Source organism: Palleronia marisminoris, from assembly GCF_900172315.1.
In the GTDB taxonomy this organism is placed as follows: Bacteria; Pseudomonadota; Alphaproteobacteria; order Rhodobacterales; family Rhodobacteraceae; genus Palleronia; species Palleronia marisminoris.
The window spans coordinates 65,699-88,076 of sequence record NZ_FWFV01000008.1; the positions used below are offsets into that span (position 1 = coordinate 65,699).

20 protein-coding genes and 2 tRNA genes are annotated in these 22,378 nt (G+C 67.7%); 14 read left to right on the top strand and 8 right to left on the bottom strand.

The genetic code is table 11. From position 1 onward, the window contains the following. Window positions 1-122: 122 nt before the first annotated feature. The 4 genes from puuE to PAM7066_RS13625 all read left to right on the top strand — a co-directional run bounded on the left by puuE (window position 123) and on the right by PAM7066_RS13625 (window position 3,851). Complete coding sequence (gene puuE, locus PAM7066_RS13610; protein ID WP_085854778.1) at window positions 123-1,520, top strand: allantoinase PuuE; 1,398 nt, start codon at window positions 123-125, stop codon at window positions 1,518-1,520. Then, a complete protein-coding gene (locus PAM7066_RS13615) occupies window positions 1,517-1,990 on the top strand; it encodes an ureidoglycolate lyase (protein WP_085854779.1) in 474 nt (157 codons plus the stop codon). Before puuE ends, PAM7066_RS13615 begins: the two co-directional genes overlap by 4 nt. Before the next feature lie 5 nt (window positions 1,991-1,995). Next, window positions 1,996-3,435 (top strand): xylulokinase, encoded by a 1,440-nt coding sequence (gene xylB / locus PAM7066_RS13620; protein ID WP_085854780.1) that lies wholly within the window; start codon window positions 1,996-1,998, stop codon window positions 3,433-3,435. Window positions 3,436-3,497: 62 nt separating this feature from the next. Then, on the top strand, window positions 3,498-3,851 hold the full coding sequence (locus PAM7066_RS13625) for a hypothetical protein (protein ID WP_245749687.1): 354 nt from the start codon (window positions 3,498-3,500) through the stop codon (window positions 3,849-3,851). Here PAM7066_RS13625 and PAM7066_RS13630 read toward each other — a convergent pair. The 5 genes from PAM7066_RS13630 to PAM7066_RS13650 form a co-directional block, all read right to left on the bottom strand. Next, complete coding sequence (locus PAM7066_RS13630) at window positions 3,848-5,416, bottom strand: Ppx/GppA family phosphatase (RefSeq protein WP_085854782.1); 1,569 nt, start codon at window positions 5,414-5,416, stop codon at window positions 3,848-3,850. The two genes, PAM7066_RS13625 and PAM7066_RS13630, sit on opposite strands and share 4 nt — an antisense overlap. A 63-nt stretch (window positions 5,417-5,479) precedes the next feature. After that, a complete protein-coding gene (locus tag PAM7066_RS13635) occupies window positions 5,480-6,211 on the bottom strand; it encodes an NAD(P)-binding domain-containing protein (protein WP_085854783.1) in 732 nt (243 codons plus the stop codon). Between the two features lie 67 nt (window positions 6,212-6,278). Further along, entirely contained in the window at window positions 6,279-8,456 is a 2,178-nt protein-coding gene (locus PAM7066_RS13640; RefSeq protein ID WP_085854784.1) for an RNA degradosome polyphosphate kinase, read from the bottom strand. Further along, the gene (locus PAM7066_RS13645) at window positions 8,453-9,160 is read right to left on the bottom strand and encodes a P-loop NTPase family protein (protein WP_085854785.1); all 708 of its coding nucleotides are present in this window, start codon (window positions 9,158-9,160) and stop codon (window positions 8,453-8,455) included. Before PAM7066_RS13645 ends, PAM7066_RS13640 begins: the two co-directional genes overlap by 4 nt. Beyond that, complete coding sequence (locus tag PAM7066_RS13650; protein ID WP_085854786.1) at window positions 9,160-10,269, bottom strand: AI-2E family transporter; 1,110 nt, start codon at window positions 10,267-10,269, stop codon at window positions 9,160-9,162. The genes PAM7066_RS13645 and PAM7066_RS13650 overlap by 1 nt, the downstream gene beginning before the upstream one ends. 132 nt (window positions 10,270-10,401) lie before the next feature. Here PAM7066_RS13650 and PAM7066_RS13655 point away from each other — a divergent pair, with 132 nt between their 5' ends. The 3 genes from PAM7066_RS13655 (at window position 10,402) to PAM7066_RS13665 (ending at window position 13,906) form a co-directional block, all read left to right on the top strand. Then, window positions 10,402-11,205 (top strand): glycosyl transferase, encoded by an 804-nt coding sequence (locus PAM7066_RS13655; RefSeq protein ID WP_085854787.1) that lies wholly within the window; start codon window positions 10,402-10,404, stop codon window positions 11,203-11,205. A gap of 64 nt (window positions 11,206-11,269) precedes the next feature. Then, a complete protein-coding gene (proS, locus tag PAM7066_RS13660; protein WP_085854788.1) occupies window positions 11,270-12,619 on the top strand; it encodes a proline--tRNA ligase in 1,350 nt (449 codons plus the stop codon). Between the two features lie 72 nt (window positions 12,620-12,691). Then, the gene (locus PAM7066_RS13665; RefSeq protein WP_085854789.1) at window positions 12,692-13,906 is read left to right on the top strand and encodes a urate hydroxylase PuuD; all 1,215 of its coding nucleotides are present in this window, start codon (window positions 12,692-12,694) and stop codon (window positions 13,904-13,906) included. A gap of 41 nt (window positions 13,907-13,947) precedes the next feature. Here the strand turns inward: PAM7066_RS13665 and PAM7066_RS13670 are convergent, their stop codons facing one another. Together PAM7066_RS13670 and PAM7066_RS13675 are read right to left on the bottom strand one after the other, a co-directional pair. Further along, complete coding sequence (locus PAM7066_RS13670; protein WP_085854790.1) at window positions 13,948-14,661, bottom strand: LrgB family protein; 714 nt, start codon at window positions 14,659-14,661, stop codon at window positions 13,948-13,950. Beyond that, complete coding sequence (locus PAM7066_RS13675) at window positions 14,654-15,010, bottom strand: CidA/LrgA family protein (RefSeq protein WP_085854791.1); 357 nt, start codon at window positions 15,008-15,010, stop codon at window positions 14,654-14,656. The genes PAM7066_RS13670 and PAM7066_RS13675 overlap by 8 nt, the downstream gene beginning before the upstream one ends. A 205-nt stretch (window positions 15,011-15,215) precedes the next feature. Here PAM7066_RS13675 and PAM7066_RS13680 point away from each other — a divergent pair, with 205 nt between their 5' ends. The 7 genes from PAM7066_RS13680 (at window position 15,216) to PAM7066_RS13710 (ending at window position 21,464) form a co-directional block, all read left to right on the top strand. Beyond that, window positions 15,216-15,506 carry a hypothetical protein gene (locus PAM7066_RS13680; protein WP_085854792.1) on the top strand — a complete coding sequence of 97 codons (291 nt, stop codon included), beginning with the start codon at window positions 15,216-15,218 and terminating at the stop codon, window positions 15,504-15,506. 108 nt (window positions 15,507-15,614) lie between these two features. Further along, a complete protein-coding gene (gene deoC / locus PAM7066_RS13685) occupies window positions 15,615-16,544 on the top strand; it encodes a deoxyribose-phosphate aldolase (protein WP_085854793.1) in 930 nt (309 codons plus the stop codon). Window positions 16,545-16,551: 7 nt separating this feature from the next. Then, a complete protein-coding gene (locus PAM7066_RS13690) occupies window positions 16,552-18,879 on the top strand; it encodes an aldehyde dehydrogenase family protein (RefSeq protein ID WP_217639970.1) in 2,328 nt (775 codons plus the stop codon). Between the two features lie 128 nt (window positions 18,880-19,007). Continuing rightward, window positions 19,008-20,645: an alpha-glucosidase gene (locus PAM7066_RS13695; RefSeq protein WP_085854794.1), complete on the top strand. Its 1,638-nt coding sequence runs from the start codon at window positions 19,008-19,010 to the stop codon at window positions 20,643-20,645. Window positions 20,646-20,752: 107 nt separating this feature from the next. Then, a tRNA-Asp gene (locus PAM7066_RS13700) sits at window positions 20,753-20,829 on the top strand. Window positions 20,830-20,859: 30 nt separating this feature from the next. Next, window positions 20,860-20,936, top strand: a tRNA-Asp gene (locus tag PAM7066_RS13705). A gap of 90 nt (window positions 20,937-21,026) precedes the next feature. Then, a complete protein-coding gene (locus PAM7066_RS13710; protein WP_090929048.1) occupies window positions 21,027-21,464 on the top strand; it encodes a VOC family protein in 438 nt (145 codons plus the stop codon). A 5-nt stretch (window positions 21,465-21,469) separates the two neighbouring features. On the opposite strand, the gene mazG is transcribed toward PAM7066_RS13710, so the two are convergent. Beyond that, window positions 21,470-22,300 carry a nucleoside triphosphate pyrophosphohydrolase gene (gene mazG / locus PAM7066_RS13715; protein ID WP_085854796.1) on the bottom strand — a complete coding sequence of 277 codons (831 nt, stop codon included), beginning with the start codon at window positions 22,298-22,300 and terminating at the stop codon, window positions 21,470-21,472. Between the last annotated feature and the right edge of the window lie 78 nt (window positions 22,301-22,378).

The window sequence follows — 22,378 nt, forward strand, 5'->3', positions numbered from 1 at the left end:
GCCTCCTTCGATCTCGTCTCCCGGAGTAGAGCGCGTGGGGCCGGCGGCGCAAGCCTTGCGCCGAGGCCTTTTCCCCGGTGCGGGGATGAGGATAGGGTGCGCCGGCGACGAGGAGCACCGTGATGAACAGATACCCCCGCGACATGAGAGGCCACGGCCCCACACCGCCCGACGCCGCCTGGCCGAACGGCGCACGGATCGCGGTCTCGCTGGTGCTGAACTACGAGGAGGGGGGCGAAAACAACGTCCTCCACGGCGACGCGGCCTCCGAGGCGTTCCTGTCCGAGATCACCAACGCCGCCCCGTGGCCCGGTCAGCGGCACTGGAACATGGAGTCGATCTACGAATACGGCGCGCGAGCCGGGTTCTGGCGGCTCCACCGGTTGTTGTCGGACACGGCGGTGACTGTGTACGGGGTGGCAGATGCGCTGGCCCGCAGCCCCGAACAGGTCGAGGCGATGCAGGCCGCCGGATGGGAGATCGCCAGCCACGGCCTGAAATGGGTCGAGCACAAGGACATGCCCGAGGCCGAAGAGCGCGCGCAGATCACCGAGGCGACGCGCCTTCATGCCGAGGTGACGGGCGCTGCGCCGAAGGGCTGGTATACCGGACGCTGCTCGGTGAACACGGTGCGGCTGGTGGGCGAAACCGGGCTCTTCGACTACGTGTCCGACAGCTATGCGGACGACGTGCCCTACTGGATCGAAGTGAGCGAGCGCGACCAGTTGATCCTGCCCTACACGCTCGACGCCAATGACATGCGCTTCGCCATCCAGGCGGGGCACCCGGACGGCGCGTCATGGGAGCGCTACCTGATCGACTCGTTCGACACCCTCTATGCCGAAGGGGGGCGGATGATGTCGGTCGGCCTGCATTGCCGCCTGGCTGGCCGTCCGGGGCGGGTGGCGGCGCTGCGGCGGTTCCTCGACCACGTGCGCGGGCATGACGGCGTCTGGATCGCGAGGCGGGAAGACATCGCCCGGCATTGGGCCGAGGCGCATCCTCACCACCGACACGAGCGTACCTCGCAGATGGACCGCGCGGAATTCGTCGACCGGTTCGGCGGGGTCTTCGAGCACTCCCCGTGGGTTGCCGAGCGGGCCCACGCGCTGGAGCTTGGCCCCGCGCATGATTGTGCCGCCGGGGTCCACAATGCCCTGTGCCGGGCCTTCCGCACCGCGCCGCAATCCGAAAGGCTCGAGGTGCTGCGTGCGCATCCGGACCTCGCCGGGAAGCTTGCCGATGCCAAGCGCCTGACGGCCGAGTCCACCGGAGAGCAGGCCAGCGCGGGCCTCGACGCGCTGACCGATGACGAGCGCGCGCGGTTCAGCGACCTGAACACGCGCTACATGGACAAGCACGGCTTCCCCTTCATCATCGCGGTGCGCGACCACGACAAGGCGGGCATCCTGTCCGCCTTCGAGCGACGGATCGACAATGCCCGCGAGGCCGAGTTCGACGAAGCCTGCCGCCAGGTCGAGCGCATCGCGCGGCTGCGCCTCGGGGCGATGCTGGGATGATCGCGCCCCGTCCTCTGACGGCCGAGGCGTTTCGCCCCTTCGGCGACGTGCTCGAGGCCACGGGCGAGCCCGACCGGATCATCAACCAGGGCCTCTGCGGGCGTTTCCACGACCGCGCGCGGCTGGATTTCGGGGACGGGCGGGCCGGTGTCTCGATCTTCGAGGCGAAGCCGCGGTCGCTGCCCTACCGGCTGGAGATGGTCGAACGCCACCCCGCAGGCAGCCAGGCCTTCGTGCCGATGTCACACGCCCCGTTCCTCGTGATCGTGGCCGAGGGTGCAGGTGCCCGGCCGGGTCCCGTCCACGCATTCCTCTCCGAGCCGGGACAGGCGATCAACCTTTTGCGCGGGACGTGGCACGGGGTCCTGACCCCGCTGCACGCGCCCGGACTTTTCGCGGTGATCGACCGGATCGGCGACGGTGCCAATCTGGAAGAGCACTGGTACGACCACCCCCTAACCATCGGATGACAGGCATGTTTCTGGGACTTGATATCGGCACTTCGGGCGTCAAGGCGCTGTTGATCGACGAACGCGGCAGCGCGGTGGGGCAAGCCCATGCCGAACTGACCGTTCAGCGCCCCCATCCCGGCTGGTCCGAACAGGACCCGGACCACTGGATCGCCGCCTGCGAAAGCGCCATCGACGAGTTGGCGAAACAGCAGCCCGAGGCCATGCGGCAGCTCCGCGGGATCGGCCTGTCGGGCCAGATGCACGGTGCGACCTGCCTCGGCGCGGATGACAAGCCGCTGCGCCCCGCGATCCTGTGGAACGACGGGCGCAGTGCGGTCGAATGTGGCGAACTGGAAGAGCGCGGCGATTTCCGCGGGATCGGCGGCAACATCGTCATGGCTGGCTTCACCGCGCCCAAGCTGCGCTGGATCGAGAAGCACGAGCCCGAGATCTTCGCCAAGATCGCCAAGGTGCTGTTGCCCAAGGATTACGTCCGCCTGTGGCTGACGGGCGGTCACACAAGCGACATGAGCGATGCTGCGGGGACGCTGTGGCTCGACGTGGCGGCGCGGAACTGGTCGGACAAGCTGCTGGAGGCGACGAACCTCAGCCGCTCGCAGATGCCGGGCCTTGTCGAGGGGTCGGAACGCTCAGGGATTCTGCGGGCGGCGCTGGCCGAGCGATGGGGCGTGTCGGAGGTGCCGGTGGCGGGCGGCGGCGGCGACAACGCTGCAACCGCTTGCGGCATGGGCCTGACGAAGCCGGGCACGGGTTTCCTGTCGCTTGGCACCTCGGGCGTGCTCTTCGCCACCACGGACCGGTTCGCGCCGAATACCGAGGCCGCCGTGCACGCCTTCTGCCACGCAGTCCCCGACACCTGGCACCAGATGGGCGTGATCCTGTCTGCCGTGGATAGCCTGACCTGGCTGGGCGAGATCACCGGCAAAACGGGTCCCGAGCTGACCGCAATGCTGCCCGAGCGGATCGAGGGTCCCTCGGCCGCGACCTTCCTGCCGTATCTGTCCGGCGAGCGGACGCCCCACAACGCGCCCGACGCGACCGGGGCATTCCTGGGCCTGCAGCGCGGGATGACGCTGCCGGACCTCGTGCACGGGGTGCTTGACGGGGTCGCCTTTGCCTTCGCCGACTGCGCGACGGCCCTGCGCGATGCGGGCACCTCGATCGACAGCGCCTTCGCCGTGGGCGGTGGGGCCAAGTCCGAGGCGTGGCTGCGGATCGCCGCCGCGGCGACGGGGCTGACGCTGCTGAAGCCCGTCTCCGGCGATTTCGGCGCGGCGTTCGGCGCCGCTCGTCTCGGGGCGCTCGCTGCTGGCGCAGACCCGGCCGAGATGTTGACGGCGCCGGCGGTCGAGGCCGAGATCGCGCCTGATCCGACGCTTACTGATGCCTACGCGGACGCCTATGCGCGCTACCGTGAGGCATGGTCACGGCTGTCGAACTGAGCGGCTCTATCACCATATCGTGAGGCACGCGCCGAGGGAGGCTCTCGGCGCGTTGTATGGCCATGAAAACTGCAATCACTCTTGTCCTCGGCGCGTTTCTGCTCGCCACCCCCTCCTTCGCCCAGGAACGCGACGGCCCCCTGAATAATGGAGAGGGGGGTGCATCGGATCTCGAAGAGGGGATGGACCTGCTGAGCGAAGGCGCGCGCCGGCTTCTCGAAGGGCTGGTGGGCGAGGCTGAACCCCGCATGCGCGAACTTGCCGACGCGCTGAGAGACTTCGACTTCGACCAGCTGAACATCGACGACCTGAGCGCCTACCATCCGCCCGAGAGATTGCCCAACGGGGACATCATCATCCGGCGCAAGCGGCCGGCGGACGACCCGGCTCCGATGGATGACGAAATCGAGATCTAGCCCGTCGCCCGCGCACCGCGGAACCGCTTGACCTCGGATGTTGCGGACAGGGCGTTCACGAGAGCCTTGAAGCGCGACTGAGCGACCTCTCCGAACAGGTCGAGCGCGTCGTCGGTCAGCCTCAGTTCCAAGTGGCGGCGCTTCGGAAACCAGCGCATCTCACCGTGACTGAGGGGTTCCGTGGCCGAGAACATTGCCCCGAAGCGCATCGCCCGGCCGACAACCTCGGCCTGCAGCATCTCGTCTTCGGACAGGATGCCGTTCATCTGGTCGAAGCGCGTGCCCTTGTGCGAGCCCTTGTAGCGGTGCAGCAGGGCGAGGCCGAGGAACAGGCGCTCCTCGTGCGTCAGGCCACCCAGGTTCGCCCGCGTCGCGCTGTCGAAACAGGCCTCGTGGCGGTAGTCGGGGTGGGCGCGCCAGTTGACGTCGTGCAGCAGGCAGGCCGCCCGCACGATCCTGAGCCGTCCCGCCGACCGAGAGCGGAAGAGCGGCAGGATGAAGTGGTAAAGGGCGCGGCCGAAGCCGGGCTGCCGGGCGTCTTTCTGTTCGGCGAAGCGGCAGGCTTCTATCAGCGGGTTCCGGTCGCGCAGCGGTTGGGGCATCTGTTCGTAGAGCACGCCCTCGCGGATGCCGTAGGACGACACGGCGATCTCCTTCGGTTTCAGGCGGCTGACCACCTCCTTGAGAACAAGGCTCGCCAGAGGCACCAGCGACATGCGGCTTTCGCCGATGCCGGTCGCCGCGCGCAGATCGGCGACTGGGGTCTTCTGGATGAACTTCACCGTCTCGCGCACCTGCTTGGGCGACATGCGGTATTCGTGCAGGACGTTGAGCGGATAGCCCCGCCGCTCCATGTCGATCCGGGCGATCGCGCGCCACGATCCGCCGACGAGGAACAGGCGGTCGTGATGAACGCCGACCTCTTCGCCAAGGCCCGTGACGACCTCCCGGATATGGGTGGCTAGGGCCTTCTTGCCGCCCTTGACCCCCTGCAGGCGCAAGGGCCCGAGCGGGGAGGTCAACCTCGTGCCGACCGTGCCGCCGCCGCCGATCCGGGCAAGCTCCATTGAGGATCCGCCGATGTCGCAGACCAGCCCTTCGGCGTCCGGCCAGCCGACGAAGACGCCTTGCGCGGACAGGCGCGCCTCTTCCTCGCCGTTGATGATGGTGATGGCGATGCCAGTCTCGGCCTCGACCTCATCGCGGAATTCGGGGCCGTCCTCGGCTTCGCGCATCGCTGCGGTCGCGATCGCGATCACGGGGGACGCTCCCATGCCCTTCACGAGCTGCGCGAAGCGGCGCATCGCGGCCATGGCGCGGATTTTGCCCTGGGGGTTCAGGCGCCCCGTCTCGGCAAAGCCTGCGCCGAGGCCGGCCATGACCTTCTCGTTGAAGAAATAGGCGGGCGAGCGGGCTGCCCCGTCGAACACCACCATCCGGATCGAGTTCGAGCCGATGTCGATCACGGCGACCCGGCTGAGGGCGCGCGCGCTGGGGTCGTCGAACAGCGGCGGACCGAAGGGTCCGAACTCGTCAGGGGGCGGTGGGGGCGGGGCCATCGTCATGTCTCCGGGTCCATGCGCGGGGTGTGTGCGCCAAGGTGCTTGCGGGTCAACCGTGACCGGCCGTCAGGGGTTGCGAGAAAGTCTGTCGAATGTGGCGTGGAGGGCATTGGGCACGTCGGCCTCTTCCATCGCCACCCGCATCCTCTGGTTATAGCCTCCGGGCGTGTCGAGCTGGGCCAGCAGCGTGTCCGAGTCTTGTCCGTCGAGGGCCGAGGCGATCAGGCGGCGCAGGAAGGCCTCGGCCTCGGCCGGCTCGGCGACGCGCGGGGCGAGCCATTGCGCGGTCCGGGACACCATGAGCGCGGCGGCGGACAGGAGCGATTGAGCGACCATGTAGGCGGCGAACTCGTTCTCGGCCGCCAGCGGCAAGACCGTGTTGCGGGCGCCGAACAGGACCTCGATCAGGGTGGTGTCACCGAGGGCGAGGATCGGCGAGCCGCCTCGGGAAATGGCGGGGAAGGGGATCATAACGGCCGCGGCCTCGGCCGGCGCGACAAGGCGCGCGACATCGGCCAGGGTCGCGTCGGCCATCAGCGAGACGACCCGTTGCCCCTCGCGGAAGCGCAACGGGGCCAGGATGTCGGGCGCGGCGCTCGCCATCAGCCCCAGGAACACCACGTCGCTGGCGTCGAGCACGGCCTGATTGCCGGCCACGCTCACCTCGTCGAAGCGCTCCGCCAGGTCCTGCGAACGGGTCCGGCTGCGTTCCGAGACGGTGATCCGGTGGCCGTCACCGGCGAGGCCCTCGACCACGGCCGCGGCGATGGTTCCGGTCCCGATGATGCCGATGCGCATGCACATCCCTCGCGTGGCTCCGATGCCGAGTGATGCACGTCCCCGCGAGGGAAGGCAAACGATGCCGCTATTCCTGGGTGTGGGTCAGTTCGGGCACGTCCTTGGCACCGGCCGATCCGCGCCCGGACAGCGAGGGGTTCTCCATGAAGAAGCGGTGGCACGAGAAAGGTCGCGCGTCCTGGTCGGGGCCGGGACGGTCGAAGGTGCCGTCGGGGCGCAGAATCCAGCTCTGCGCGGTGTCGGCCATGTTCGCCGCCATGATCTGGCTGACGATCTGGGCCTTCACCGTGGGGTTCTTGCACTCCACCAGCGTCTCGACCCGGCGGTTCAGGTTGCGGCCCATCCAGTCGGCAGACGAGATGAACACCCGGCTTTTCCCCGAAGGGATGTCGGACCCGTTGCCGACGCAGACGATCCGCGAATGTTCGAGGAAGCGACCCACGATCGACTTGATGCGGATGTTGTCCGAGATGCCCTTGATGCCGGGCCGCAGGCAGCAGATGCCGCGCACCACGAGCGACACCTTCACGCCGCGCTGGCTGACCTCGTAGAGCTTGTCGATCACGTCGATCTCGGTGATCGAGTTCATCTTGGCCCAGATCGCGGCCGGCTTGCCGGCCTCGGCGTTCAGGGCCTCCTGCTCGAACATGTCGAGAAGCTTCTGCTTCAGCGTCATCGGCGAGACGCCGAGATTCTCGAGGTCGTCGGGCTGGGCGTAGCCCGAGAGGAAGTTGAACAGCCGCGTCATGTCGCGCCCCAGCGCGGGATCGGTCGTGAAGAACGACAGGTCGGTATAGATGCGCGCGGTGATGTGGTGGTAGTTGCCGGTGCCGAAATGGCTGTAGGTGACGGTCTTGTCGCCCTCGCGCCGGATCACCGCGCTGAGCTTTGCATGGGTCTTGAGGCTGATGAACCCGTAGACGACGTGGACGCCGGCACGCTCCATCTTGCGGGACTGGCGGATGTTGGCGGCCTCGTCGAAGCGCGCCTTCAGCTCGACCAGCGCCGTGACCTGCTTGCCGGCCTCGGCCGCGTCGCAGAGCGCGTCGACGATGGGGCTGTCCTGGCTGGTGCGATAGAGCGTCTGCTTGATCGCCACCACGTTCGGATCGGCCGCCGCCTGGTTGAGGAATCGCACCACCATGTCGAACGTCTCGTAGGGGTGGTGCAGCAGCATGTCCTTCTGGCGGATCGCGGCAAACATGTCGCCCTCGTGATCCTGCACCCGTTCGGGCACGCGGGGCGTGAAGGACGGCCACAGAAGGTCGGGGCGGTCCTTCAGGACAAGTTCCGAGACGTGGCTGACGCCGATCAGGCCGTCGGTCTCGATCGTCTCGTCCTCCTTCACGGGCAGTTCGTCCATGATGACGCGCCTCAGGCCCGCGGGCGCGTGGGCCGAGATGTTCAGCCGCACGACCTCGCCCCGGCGGCGGCGCTTCAGGGCGACCTCGAACTCGCGCACGAGATCCTCGGCCTCGTCCTCGACCTCGAGGTCGCTGTCTCGCAGGACGCGGAAGGTGCAGTGGCCCTTCACCTTGTAGCGTGGGTAGAGCGTTCCGACGTGAAGGAGCAGCAACTCTTCGAGGGGAATGAACCGCGCCTCGCCCTCGGCGCCCGAGAGGCGCACAAAGCGGTCGATCTGCTGCGGGATCGGCAACAGCGCGCGCAACGTCCGCTTGTCGGCGATGCGTTCGAGGTCGAGCGCGAGGCTGTAGCCGGTCGAGGGGATGAAGGGGAACGGGTGCGCGGGGTCGATCGCCAGGGGCGAGAGGATCGGGAAGACCTCGTTCAGGAAGACCTCGTCCAGCCGCGTGCGGTCGTCCTTCGACAGCTCGTCGCGGGTCAGGATGTGGATCCGCTCGTCGGCCATCAGGCGCCGGAGCTCGGCGAAGACCACCTGCTGGCGGTCCATCAGCCGCCGGGCGTTCTCGTTGATCCGGGTCAGCTGCTGCGCCGGGGTCAGCCCGTCGGCGGCGGGCGTGGTGTTGCCGTTCAGCGCCAGCTCGCGCAGGCCGGCGACGCGCACGGTATAGAACTCGTCGAGGTTGCTGGCCGAGATCGACAGGAACCGCAGCCGTTCCAGCAGCGGAACGCGCGGGTTCTCGGCCTCTTCGACGACACGCCAGTTGAAGGCCAACCACGACAGCTCGCGGTTGAAGAAGCGGGCGGGGCCGGAGAGATCCTCGTCCCGGCCGGGCTTCACGGGATCGGGGAAGGGGGCAGAGAGGAAGTCTGTAACGGTCATGGCGCGTCCTTTGCCTCCGGTTCATGACGGGACGATGACATCCGAGACAACGCCTCTTTCGCCAGCTCGCGGCCGACCCCGCGCTTGCGGCTGAGGGACAGGCGGTCGATCTCGACGGCAAGATCGCGCGCTGCCTCGGCCGTGCGAGGCATCCGCGGGACGAGGTAGGTCAGCACCGACATGTCCGGCTCGAGCCCCAGATCCCGGAGCTGCTTTTCCAGAAGCGAGCCCAGAAGCGCGTCGTCCGGCGGGTCGAGCTGCGCCACGGTCAGCGCAGAAAGGCGCGAGCGCAGGTCGGGCAGGGCGACGGACCAGCGCGCCGGCGGTTCGCGCCCGGTGACCAGAAGCCGGCCGCCACTGCTGCCGAGGCGGTTGTAGAGGTGGAACAGCGCCGTCTCGGGCGCGCGCTGCCCGGCGATGGCCGGCACGTCCTCGACCGCGACGCGTCCGGCGCTCGCCAGCGTCGCGATGTCGAGCCGCGGCAGCTCCCTAGCGCCGACCACGACGGCCCCGGCCCCTTCGGCCCAGACATGGGCAAGATGGGTCTTGCCGCTCGCCGCGGGGCCGGTCAGCGCGAGCCGCCCGCCAGGCCAGCGGGGGCTTTCCAGCATCCCAAGCGCCACCGCGTTCGAGGGCGTGACGACGAAGTCCTCGCGCCCGAGGGCAGGACGGAAGGGCAGGTTCAGGGGAAGCTGCTCTGCCATCAGGCCTGTGGCCCCCGTCCCGATCCCTGGTAGAGCGCGCTCGCCTTGTAGCGCGCGGTCATGAAGCGCGCGATCACGCCGATCGCGGCGGCCAGCGGCACCGCCACCAGAAGCCCGACGAAGCCGAAGACCGACCCGAAAGCGGCCAGCGCGAAGAGAAGCCACACGGGATGCAGCCCGACGCTGTCGCCCACCAGCTTTGGCGTCAGGAAGTTGCCCTCGACGAACTGGCCCGACTGGAAGATCGCCCAGACCGCGATGATCCAGACCCAGTCACCCCAGAACTGGAACAGCGCCAGGCCGATCGCCAGCACCCCGCCTACCAGCGCGCCCACGTAGGGAATGAAGGTCAGGAACCCCGCAATCGCCCCCACGATCAACCCGAACTGCAACCCGACCAGCGCCAGCGCGGCGGCGTAATAGACCCCGAGGATCAGGCACACGAGACCCTGTCCCCGCACGAATGAGGCCAGCGTGTCATCCACCTCGCGCGCGAGGCTGCGGATCACCGGGGCGTGGTCCCGGGGCAGGAGGCTGTCGATCTTGGCCATCATCCGGTCCCAGTCGACCAGCAGGTAGACCGACACGACGGGCACGATCAGGAACAGGACGAGCACGTTGAACAGGCCCGACACGCTGGCGACAGCGCCTTCGATCAGCGTCCCGGCCCGCTCGCGCAGACCCGCGGTCACGCTCTGCAAGAGGGTGCCGAGGGTGGTCTCGATCTCGTCGGGCTCGGGCAGGTTGTCGACGAGGCCCGGATACTCGGTGGTCAGCCACTGATGGGCGCTGGCCACCGTGTTGGGCGCCTGCTCGATCAGCAGGGCGATGCGCTCGGACAGGGCCGCGGCCTGGCTGACGAGCGTCGGGATCACCAGCACGACGCAAGCCACGAAGAACAGCAGCATCCCGACGGTGATGATCGCGACCGAGACGACGCGCCCCAGCCCCACCGCCTGCAGCCGGTCGGCGATCGGGTCCAGAAGATAGGCCACCGCCGCCCCCAGAACGAACGGCAGGATGACGTCGCCCAGCCACCACAGCAGGAACAGGAACACCACGAGGGCGGCGCCCCAGTATTTCAGCTGATCTCGGACGGTGAGGGTCATGGGCTCTCGTGCTCGCGGCGTTTGCGCTTATCGGGACATTGCGGGCGGGGATCAATCAGGGCCCCCTCATTCGATAGCGCATGTCGAGCCGCGCTTGTAGCGCCCTTGCGCGACGCCTATCAGGGGCGAGGAATGAAACAGGTCATCTGCATCAATTGGGGCACGAAATACGGCCCCCCCTACATCAATCGCCTGTATGGCATGGTTGCGCGCAACATCACGCCGCCCTTCCGCTTCGTCTGCTTCTGCGACGATTCCACCGGCATCCGGCCCGAGGTCGAGACGCAGCCGCTGCCCGAGATCGACTACGAGATCCCGCAGACCAAGACCGGGATCTGGCCGAAATCGCGCCTCTGGGGTGCGCGGCTGGGCGATCTTTCGGGGCCGGTCCTGTTCCTTGATCTCGACATGGTGGTGACGGGCTCGCTGGACGGGTTCTTCGACTACGGCGACCCCGAGGACGTGATCCTGTCGCGCAACCCCTCGAACCCGCTCGAGCGGTTGGGCCAGACCTCGGTCTTTCGCTTTCCCGTCGGCAAGCTGCTGCCCTTGCAGGAGAAATTCCGCGCCGATCCGCTGGGGGTTGCGGAGAGCTACCGCTACGAGCAGCGCTTCGTGACCCGCAATGCGCCGGGCGGCGTGAAGCTGTTTCCGCGCGGCTGGGTCGTTCATTTCCGCCGGCACTGCCGCCGGATCACGCCGCTGAACTACCTGTTGCCGCCGAAGCTGCCCGCCCGCGCGAAGATCGTCATCTTCCCCGGCCACCTGACGCCGGGCGACGCCATTGCAGGCCGCTATGGACCCAGGCGCGCCGACAGCGTCGCGGGGCACCTGAAACTGCTGTTCGACCGACGCCGCCGCAGGGGCGGGCCGATCACCCACCTGCGCCATTTCATCCGGCCCGCCCCCTGGGTCGCCGACCACTGGCGAGAGTGACTTGCGGGGGCGGTGTATTTTCGCCTACCCCCGTCAACGCATCGCGCCGAAGGAGCCACAACCCATGCGCCTCTCCCGCTACTTCCTGCCCGTCATGAAAGAGACCCCTGCGGACGCGCAGATCGCGAGTCATCGCCTGATGCTGAGGGCGGGCATGATCAAGCAGGCCAGCGCGGGCATCTATTCGTGGCTGCCGCTGGGCTACAAGGTGCTCAAGAACATCGAGCGCATCGTCCACGAAGAGCAGATCGCCGCCGGCCACATCCCGATGCTGATGCCGACGCTGCAACCGGCCGACCTGTGGCGCGAGAGCGGCCGCTACGACGCCTACGGCCCGGAAATGCTGCGGATCCGCGACCGGCAGGACCGCGACATGCTTTACGGTCCCACGAACGAAGAGATGATCACCGACATCTTCCGCAGCCATGTCTCGAGCTACCGCGACCTGCCGCTGACGCTGTACCATATCCAGTGGAAGTTCCGCGACGAGGTCCGCCCCCGCTTCGGCGTCATGCGCGGGCGCGAGTTCTACATGAAGGACGGCTACAATTTCGACCTCACCTACGAGGACGCGATGCACGCTTATGACCGCCACATGGTCAGCTACCTGCGCAGCTACGAGCGCATGGGCCTGCGCGCGATCCCGATGCGCGCCGATTCGGGCCCGATCGGTGGCGAGGACACGCACGAGTTCCTGGTGCTGGCCGACACGGGCGAGTCCGAGGTCTTCTACGACAGCACGATCCTCGACATGAAGCTCGGCGACCGGGGCATCGACTACTACGACCGCGCCGGCCTGCGGAACATCTGCGAGACTTGGACCACGCCCTACGCCCGTACGGACGAAACGCACGACCAGTCGCTGTTCGAGAAGATCCCCGAGGACCGCCGCCGCGAATCGCGCGGGATCGAGGTGGGGCAGATCTTCTACTTCGGCACCAAGTATTCCGCCGCCATGGGCGCCACGGTCGCCGGGCCGGACGGGGCGAAGGTGCCGGTGCACATGGGCTCGCACGGGATCGGCGTCAGCCGCCTCGTCGGCGCGCTGATCGAGGCGAACCACGACGAAAAGGGCATCATCTGGCCCGAGGGCGTGACGCCGTTTCACGTCGGCATCGTGAACCTGCGGCAGGGCGACGGCGATTGCGATGCTGCGTGCGAGCGTCTGCTGGAGGCGACGACCGCGCTGGGGCTCGAGCCGCTCTACGACGACCGGAACGAGCGGGCAGGCGCGAAATTCGCGACGATGGATTTGATCGGACTACCGTGGCGCATCACCGTCGGCCCGCGCGGCCTGAAGGAGGGCAAGGTCGAGCTGACCTCGCGCCGCACCGGCGAAAGCGAAGAGATGTCGCCCGAGGCCGCCATTGACCGGATCGCTCAGATCTACGGGATAGGCCATACGCCCGAATGATCCCGACCGCGGCGCTTGACCGGCGCCGCGGGATGGCCAGACTGCGCGGTCGGGACGAACGAAGGGGCCGGGATGTACGATTATGCCATCATGTGGGAGTGGATGGCCTTCGCCGCCCGCTGGCTCCACGTCATCACCGCGATCGCGTGGATCGGCTCGTCGTTCTATTTCATCGCGCTCGACCTAGGGTTGAACCGGAACATCCCCGGACCGGCCGATGGCGAGGAATGGCAGGTCCACGGCGGCGGCTTCTACCACATGCAGAAATACCTGGTCGCTCCACCCCAGATGCCCGAGCACCTGACCTGGTTCAAATGGGAGAGCTACTGGACCTGGCTGTCCGGCTTCGCCCTCCTGATGATCCTCTACTGGGCGGGGGCCGAGCTTTACCTGATCGACCCCGACAAGGCGGACCTTGCGACGTGGCAGGCGATCCTGATCTCGCTCGCCTTCATCGTCGGCGGCTGGATCGCCTATGACGCGCTGTGCAAGTCGCCCCTGAAGGAGCGGCCCACGGCGGTCATGCTTGTCCTCTTCGCCGGGATCGTGGCGTCGTCCTGGGCGCTGAACCACATCTTCACCGGGCGGGCGGCCTTGCTGCACCTGGGCGCGATGACGGCCACGATCATGACGGCCAACGTCGCCCACATCATCATCCCCAACCAGCGGATCGTGGTGGCGGACCTGAAGGCCGGGCGCACGCCGGACCCGAAATACGGGAAGATCGCCAAGCTGCGCTCGACCCACAACAACTACCTGACCTTGCCGGTCGTGTTCCTGATGCTGTCGAACCACTACCCGCTGGCCTTCGGGACCGAGAACGCCTGGATCATCGCGTCGCTCGTCTTCCTGATCGGCGTCTCGATCCGCCACTTCTTCAACACGATGCACGCCCGCGGCAGCGCGCCGTGGTGGACCTGGGGCGTGACGGCGGTGCTGTTCGTCATCCTCGCCTGGCTGTCGACCGCCCCGCTACGCACCGCCACCGTCGAGGCCGCACCGTTGAGCGGCGCCGCCCTCCGCTACGCCGAGGCCGAGCATTTCGACGCGGTAAGCTCGATCGTCATGGGGCGCTGCTCCATGTGCCATGCGCACGAGCCCGCGTGGGAGGGGATGCTCTGGGCTCCGAAGGGCGTCGTCCTCGATACGCCGGAAGCCGTCGCTCGCGAAGCGCGCCGCATCTACCTGCAGGCCGGCGTCAGCCACGCCATGCCGCCGGCGAACCTGAGCTTCATGACAGAGGACGAGCGCGCGACGCTCCGCGCCTGGTTCGAGGGGGCGTCCTGAGGGTGCAGGCGGCGCGGCCACCCGCGTCGCGCGCAGAGGGATCAGAAGAAGAGCGAGATCAGGAACGGCGCCAGCACCGCCGTCAGCATCGCGTTGAGCCCCATTCCGACGCCGGCGAACGCTCCCGCCGTCGAGTTGACGCGGAACGCGTGCGCCGTGCCGATTCCATGCGCCGCGATTCCCACGGCGAAACCCCGCGCGCGCCAGTCGGTGAACCCGCAGGCGTTCAGAAGGGGCGTCGCGATGACGGCGCCGATCACGCCGGTCAGGATCACCAGAACGGCCGTCAGCGAGGGCAGACCGCCGATCTGCTCGGCCACGCCGATGGCGACGGGGGCGGTGGCGGATTTGGGCGCGACCGACAGCAGCGTCTCGCCCCGGACCCCGAGCGCCCAGGCCACGCCGACGGCCGAGCCGATGGCGGTGACGCTGCCCGCGACAAGGGCTGCGATCATCGGCAGGAAGGTCCGCTTCAGCCGTGGCAGGTTGGCATATAGCGGCATCGCGAGGGACACGGTGGCCGGGCCCAGCATGAAGTGGACGAACTGCGCGCCTTCGAAATAGCGCTGGTAGGGCACGCCGGTGACGAGCAACACTGCCCCGATCAGGATGACCGAGATCAACACCGGGTTGGCCAGCGGATGGCGCGAGCGGCCCGCGATCGCGTCGGCGGCGAGGTAGGCGACGAGGGTCAGCGTCAGCCACAGCAGCGGCTCTTGTTCGAGGTAGGACCAGAGGGCGACAGCGTCATTCATCTTTCTCGGCCCCCGTCAGGCGCACCACGCCGCGAAAGGCGAGCGTGGCGGCGAGGATTGACAGGCCGGTGCTGATCGTCAGGGCGACGATCAGGGCGGGGCCGTTGCGACCGAACGTATCGATATGGGCGATGACGCCCACGCCCGCCGGCACGAACAGCAACGACAGATGGCCGAGGATCGTATCCGTGGTCGGCTTCAGCAAGTCCCGCAGCGCCGGGCGCAGGACGAGCGCGCAGAAAAGCGCCGCGAGCCCGATCACCGGGCCGGGCACCGGGACGCCGAGGCCACGGGACAGGAGCTCTCCGGCCAGCTGGAACAGAAGGAGGATCGCGAGGGCGCGGATCATTTGCAGGTGCTCCGGCGCGGTTGCCGCGGATCAGGAAGGGCGTCGAATGGCAGCTCTGGCATTGAGAATCCTGTCGCGGCGTTGCGGGGCACGTAGGTCGCGAAGGTCGCCCGGAACAGGTGGTGCGGGTCCCTCATTCGCCGAATCAGCTTTAACTTTGCAGTCGCAGCATTAAATGCTGCAGGAGCGAATACAGGAGTGCCGCATGGGTAACCAAGGCTATGTTACGAATATGTTTGCCGCGATGCGGATGATGACCGAGGCGCAGGCCGTGATTTCCTACCGTGTGCTGGGGGTCGCCGGCCTCTGGCCCGTCGCGCCGTCAGAGGTGTGGCGCATGTCGCTGGAGAAGGGACCCGCCTTCGCGGCGGCCTCGCAGGCGGCGTGGACCTCGGCGCTGGCGGGGCAGTCGCCCGACAAGGTCGCCGCGGCGTGGCTGAAGCCGATTTCCGGGCACACGCGGTCGAACGAGCGGCGATTGTCGCGGCGTCGCTAAGCCCCGACGCCCGTGGACAGTCGCGCCGCTTTGGCGCAGCTTGGCCTCCGAACGACGACGGAGGCCTTTTTCGTGACCACTTCAGCGGGACATCCGCGCAATCCCGGCATGGCGCTCGATCTGTCGTTGATCGAAGGCGTCCGCGTGAACAGGTCGGCGGCCGAACGGCGGGCGGCCGGGTTCGGCAGCCGACGCTCTGTCAAGAAGACACACCAGGCGGCGTGGCTGGTCAACGCCATCCGCCTGATCGACCTGACCACGCTCTCGGGCGACGACACCGCCGGCAAGGTCAAGCGCCTGTGCGCCAAGGCCCGCGCGCCGCTTGCCCGGCGGATCGTCGAAGGGCTGGGGATCGAGGATGTCGGCCTGAAAGTGGGCGCGGTCTGCGTCTATCCCACCATGGTCCCCCACGCCGTAGAGGCGCTGGAAGGGTCCGGCATTCCGGTGGCGAGCGTCGCAACAGGCTTCCCCGCGGGCCTGATGCCGCTGGACCTGCGCCTGAAAGAGATCGAGTGGGCCGTCGCGCAGGGTGCCGCCGAGATCGACATCGTCATCAGCCGCGAGCTGGCGCTGAAGGGCGACTGGCAGGCGCTTTACGACGAGGTGAAGGCGATGCGCGAGGCCTGCGGCGAGGCGCATCTGAAGGCCATCCTTGCCACCGGCGAGCTCGGAACGCTGACCAACGTGCACGCCGCTAGCATGGTCGCGATGCAGGCCGGGGCAGACTTCATCAAGACCTCGACGGGGAAAGAGGGCGTGAACGCGACGCTTCCGGTGTCGCTGACCATGGTGCGGGCGTTGCGCGACTATGGTGAGGCGACGGGCTACAAGATCGGCTTCAAACCCGCCGGTGGGATCAAGGCGGCAAAGGAAGCGCTCGCCTGGCAGGTCCTGATGAAGGAGGAGTTGGGCCGCGACTGGCTCGAGCCGGACCTGTTCCGCTTCGGCGCCTCGTCCATGCTGGGCGATATCGAGCGGCAGCTCGAACACCACGTCACCGGGCGCTACGCCGCCTCGCACCGCCACGCGATGTCGTGAGGGACAGATGAGCATTCAGGATATCTTGCGCACCATGGATTACGGCACCGCCCCCGAGGACGCGTCCATTGTCACCGCCTGGCTCGAGAAGCACCAGAACGGGCTGGGGCATTTCATCGACGGCGCCTTCACCGACCCGGGCGAGACCTTCGAGGTCGCGAACCCCGCCACGGGCGAGGTCATCGCCCATGTCACCCAAGGGTCCGAGGCCGACGTGGATGCCGCCGTCGCCGCCGCGCGCAGGGCGCAGCCGAAATGGGCAGCGCTGTCGGGGCACGAAAGGGCGCGGTATCTCTATGCGATCGCGCGGCATGTGCAGCAGCACACGCGGTTTCTCGCGGTGCTCGAGACGATCGACAACGGAAAGCCGATCCGCGAATCCCGCGACATCGACGTGCCGCTGGTTGCGCGGCACTTCTACCACCACGCCGGTTGGGCCGAACTGGCCGAGGACGAGTTCGCGGGCACCGAACCCTACGGCGTCTGCGGACAAGTGATCCCGTGGAACTTCCCCCTGCTGATGCTCGCGTGGAAGATCGCCCCGGCGCTCGCTGCGGGCAACACGGTCGTGCTGAAACCGGCGGAATACACGCCGCTGACGGCGCTCGCCTTTGCCGAGATCTGCGTCGAGGTGGGCCTGCCCGCTGGCGTCGTGAACATCGTGACCGGCGACGGCGCGACGGGCGCGGCCATCGTGGCGCACAAGGGCGTGGACAAGGTGGCCTTCACCGGCTCGACCGAGGTGGGCCGGCGCATCCGCGAGCAGACGGCCGGCACGGGCAAGGGCCTGACGCTGGAGCTTGGGGGCAAGTCGCCCTTCGTGGTCATGCAGGACGCCGATCTGGACGCGGCGGTCGAAGGGGTCGTGGACGCGATCTGGTTCAACCAGGGGCAGGTCTGCTGTGCGGGCGCCCGTGTGCTGGTGGCCGAGGCGGTCGAGGATCGCCTGGTGGCGAAGCTGACCGCGCGGATGAAGACGCTGCGCGTGGGCGATCCGCTGGACAAGAACACCGACATGGGCGCGATCGTCCATCCGGTGCAGCTGGCCCGCATCCGGCGGCTGATGGAGGAAGGCGCGGCCGAAGGCGTGACCATCACGCAAGGCGAGGCGCCCGAGGGCTGCTTCTACCCGCCGACGCTGGTCACGGATGTCGCCCCCGCCAGCGTGCTGTCGACCGAGGAAATCTTCGGCCCCGTGGTCACGGTGACGCCGTTCCGCACCCCCGACGACGCGGTCGAGCTGGCGAACAATACGGCTTACGGTCTCGCGGCCTCGATCTGGTCCGAGAACGTGAACACCTGCCTGGACCTCGCGGGGCAGATCAAGGCGGGCGTCGTCTGGATCAACTGCACCAACGTCTTCGACGCGGGCGCGGGGTTCGGCGGCTACCGGGAAAGCGGCTTCGGCCGCGAAGGCGGGCGCGAGGGAATGATGGCCTATCGCCGCCATCATGCGCGCCGGGGCGAGGTGGTCGAGCCTGCCGAACCTCACGCGATACCGGGCGAGAACGCGGGCGCGGGAATCGACCGGACGGCGAAGCTCTATATCGGGGGCAGGCAGGCGCGCCCCGATAGCGGCTATGTCTATCAGGTGCCGGGCGGCCTTGCCGGGCTGGGCAATCGCAAGGACATCAGGAACGCGGTCGAGGCGGCGGCGAAGGCCGGCAGCTGGGGCGCGCAGACCGGGCACAACCGGGCGCAGGTGCTCTATTACCTGGGCGAGAATCTGTCGGCGCGGGCGGCGGAGTTCACTGAACGTCTGGCGGCGTTCGGTGCTTCGAAGGCCGATGCGAAGGCCGAGGTCGATTGCGCCATCCGCCGGTGCTTCTGGCACGCCGCACAGGCCGACAAGTTCGACGGGGCGGTCCACGCCACCAAGTCGGCCCATGTGACACTGGCGATGCACGAACCGCTGGGGATCATCGGGATCGTCTGCCCCGACGTGGCGCCGCTGGCAGGGCTGATTTCGCTGGTGCTGCCGGCCATCGCCATGGGCAACCGGGTGGTCGTGGTGCCATCGCAGAGCAAGCCGCTCGCGGCGACGGACTTCTACCAGGTGCTCGAGACCAGCGACATGCCGGGCGGCGTGGTCAACATCGTCACCGGTCCGCGGGACGCACTGGCCAAGACGCTGGCCGAGCATGATGGCGTCGACGGCATGTGGTACGTTGGCGGCGCGGGCGCGATGGTCGAAAAGGCCAGCGCAGGCAATCTCAAGCAGACGTGGGTCGAGCCCGACCGCGCCCGCGACTGGATCGGCGCCGATGGGCAGGGCAGGGGCTTCCTGCACCGCGCGACGCAGGTGAAGAACATCTGGGTGCCCTACGGCGCCTGACCCCTCCCGCGGGCGCCCGTTCATGGGGCCGCCTGCGGGTAAATGCCGCTTTGCCGCCCCCGACATGCCTCGGCGGGGTTGACGGAAAGGCGATCCGGCTCATCGTCTGCCGAAATTCGGAGGACGACATGACCGAAGCGCCATGGTGGCAAAGAGCCGTCGGATACCAGATCTGGCCGCGGAGCTTTCAGGATTCGAACGGGGACGGGATCGGCGATCTGCCGGGCATCATCTCGCGCCTCGACCATCTCGCCGATCTGGGGGTGGGGTTCGTGTGGCTGTCGCCCGCCTATGCCTCGCCGCAGGCGGATATGGGCTACGACATCTCGGACTACCAGGACATCGCACCGGAATACGGCACGCTGGACGACATGGACCGGCTGATCGCCGAAGCCGGCAAGCGCGACATCGGCATCGTTATGGACCTCGTCGTGAACCACTCGTCCGACAAGCACCACTGGTTCGAGGCCGCCCGCAACGACCGCAACGCGCCCGAGCGGGACTATTATATCTGGGCCGACCCCGGCCCTGATGGCGAGCCTCCCTCGAAGCTGCGGGCGTGCTTCGGGGGCCCGGCATGGAACTGGTGCGAACGGGCACAGCAATACTACCTGGGCTACTTCTCGCCGTTCCAGCCGGACCTCAACTGGCGCAACCCGGCGCTGCGCCGCGAGATCTGGGACATGATGAACTGGTGGTTCGACCGCGGCATCGCGGGGTTTCGCATGGACGTGATCTCGCTGATCGGGAAGGACGTGGACAACGAGGTCTTCGAAGAGGGGCCGTTCCTGCACGAGTACCTGCAGGAGATGCACCGCGAGACGTTGCGTGGCCGCGACGTGGTGACGATCGGCGAAAGCTGGTCCGTCAGCCGCGAGACGGCGCCTCTTTACTGCGCAAAGGACCGGGACGAGCTGTCGATGGTCTTCCAGTTCAACCACATCAAGAGCCAGTGGCACGACATCCACGGCAAGTGGAAGCCCAAGCCCTTCGACCTCGTGTCGTTCAAGGACGAACTCTTCGGCTGGCAGACGGCGCTGGCGGACGAGGGGTGGAACTCGCTGTTTCTGTCGAACCACGACCTGCCGCGGCAGGTCTCGAAATACGGCGATCATGGCGAGTATCACGAGCGGTCGGCGAAGGCGCTGGCGACGATGACGCACCTGATGAAGGGCACGCCGTTCATCTACCAGGGCGAAGAGATCGGGATGACGAACATCGCGCTCGAGCGGCTCGACCAGTTCCGTGATCTCGAGGCGATCGGTCTGTGGCACGAGGAGCACGAGCGCGGCGTCAGCTGGGAGACGTTCCTGGCCGGCGCCAACGAGAACGGCCGGGACAATTCCCGGACGCCCGTGCAGTGGGACGATGGCGAGAATGCCGGCTTCACCACCGGGCACCCGTGGATCAAGGTGAACGACAACTACCGCGAGGTGAACGTCGCCGCCGAGCGCAGCCGCCCCGACGGGATCATGGCGCATTACAGGGAGCTCGTGCGCCTGAGGCGCGATCGGGACGTGGTGGCACTGGGCCGGTTCGAGGGCGTGGCCGAGGATCACCCGCACGTGGTCGCCTATCTGCGCCACCTGGGAGACGAGCGGCTGGCCGTGGTCGTCAACATGACCGGCGAAGAGGTGCGCTTCGATCCGCCCGAGACGCTTCGGATCGAAGGAGAGGGCCTTCTGGCGACTGTCGAGCCGCGGGACCGCATCGACGGCCCGCTGACCCTCGCCCCGTGGGAGAGTTTCGCGATCCACGCCCGCTGATCCCGGGCGGAGAAAAAACCGGATGCACAGGGGCAATAGTCGCTTGACGCTTCCGGGGGTGCTGAATAGAACGCCCCTCACGTTCGGGACACCCGATCGGGCATTGGGCGGTTGTAGCTCAGTTGGTTAGAGTACCGGCCTGTCACGCCGGGGGTCGCGGGTTCGAGCCCCGTCAACCGCGCCACCTTTGCCCGAGGTCATACCGACGAAGAATGCGGTTGTAGCTCAGTTGGTTAGAGTACCGGCCTGTCACGCCGGGGGTCGCGGGTTCGAGCCCCGTCAACCGCGCCACTTTCTTCGAAAAGCCCCGCGGCGATGGCCGTCGGGGCTTTCGTCGTTATAGGGTCCGGCTATCCACTACGGAAAGGATCGACCATGGCACTGCCACGTGAACGCGTCACGCTGATCACCCTCGGCGTCCGGGACATGGACCGCGCGAAAGCGTTCTACCGCGACTGGGGCTGGCGGCTCCACCCTAGCTCGCAAGGTGGCTTGACCGTCTACCAGATGAACGGCGCGGCTTTGGCCCTGTTCGAACTCGAGGCACTGGCCGAGGATCAGTCGGTCGCGGTCGAAACCCTCGGCACCGGCGCCTCGACCCTGGCGCAGAACTGCGCTGACCGGGCAGAGGTCGACACCGTCTGCCGCGCCGCGGTCGCGGCGGGGGCGACGCTGCTGAAAGAGCCCGAAGAGGTGTTCTGGGGCGGGTATTCCGGCTACGTCGCCGATCCCGACGGTCATGTCTGGGAGATCGCGCACAACCCGTTCTGGCCGTTGAACGACGATGGATCCCTGACGCTCCCGGACGAGGCAGGCTGAACGCGTCAGCCTCCAGCGTCGCCGCGCTCGGCCGCTTTCGCGGCGTTCCACAGCGCGTCCATTTCGGTCAGGTTCGATTGCGCGGGCGTCGTTCCGGCCTTGGCAAGTGCAGCCTCGATGAACCTGAAACGGCGCGAGAATTTCTCGTTCGTGCCGCGCAGGGCCGTTTCGGGGTCGACCCCCATGTGGCGCGCCAGGTTGGTGACGGCGAAGAGCAGGTCGCCCATCTCTTCGGCGATCTTCTCTTGCGGCAGCGAGTCGCGCGCTTCGGCCAGTTCGCGGGCCTCTTCGGCGATCTTGTCGATCACCTCGCCGGTCGTGGGCCAGTCGAACCCGACCCGCGCCGCCCGCTTCTGCAGCTTTTCCGCCCGCATCAGCGCCGGCAGACCAAGCGCCACGCCGTCCAGCGCCCCCGTCTCGCCACGGCGGGCGCGTTCGCGGGCCTTCTCGACCTCCCAGTCGGCGGTCTGCTGGTCCGCGGACTTCTCGCGCGACTGGTCGCCGAAGATATGCGGATGACGGTCGATCATCTTGTCGGTGATGCCCCGGATGACGTCCTGCAGGTCGAAGGCGCCGGCCTCTTCCGCCATGCGGGCATGAAAGACGGACTGGAACAGCAGGTCGCCGAGTTCGCCCTTCAGGTCCTCCATGTCGCCGCGGCGGATGGCGTCATCGACCTCGTAGGCTTCCTCGATCGTGTAGGGCGCGATGGTGCCGAAATCCTGCTCGATATCCCATGGGCAGCCGGATTGTGGGTTGCGCAGACGGGCCATGACGGCGCGCAGGCGCTCCATTCCCTCGGGGACGTCGTAGATCGGGTCGGTGGTGTCGGTCATCGCGGGGCCTCCTTCCTGCCCGTCTTGGCGCGACCGGGCGGCACTGTCCATTGCGGGATGCGGCAGGGGAATTAGGTC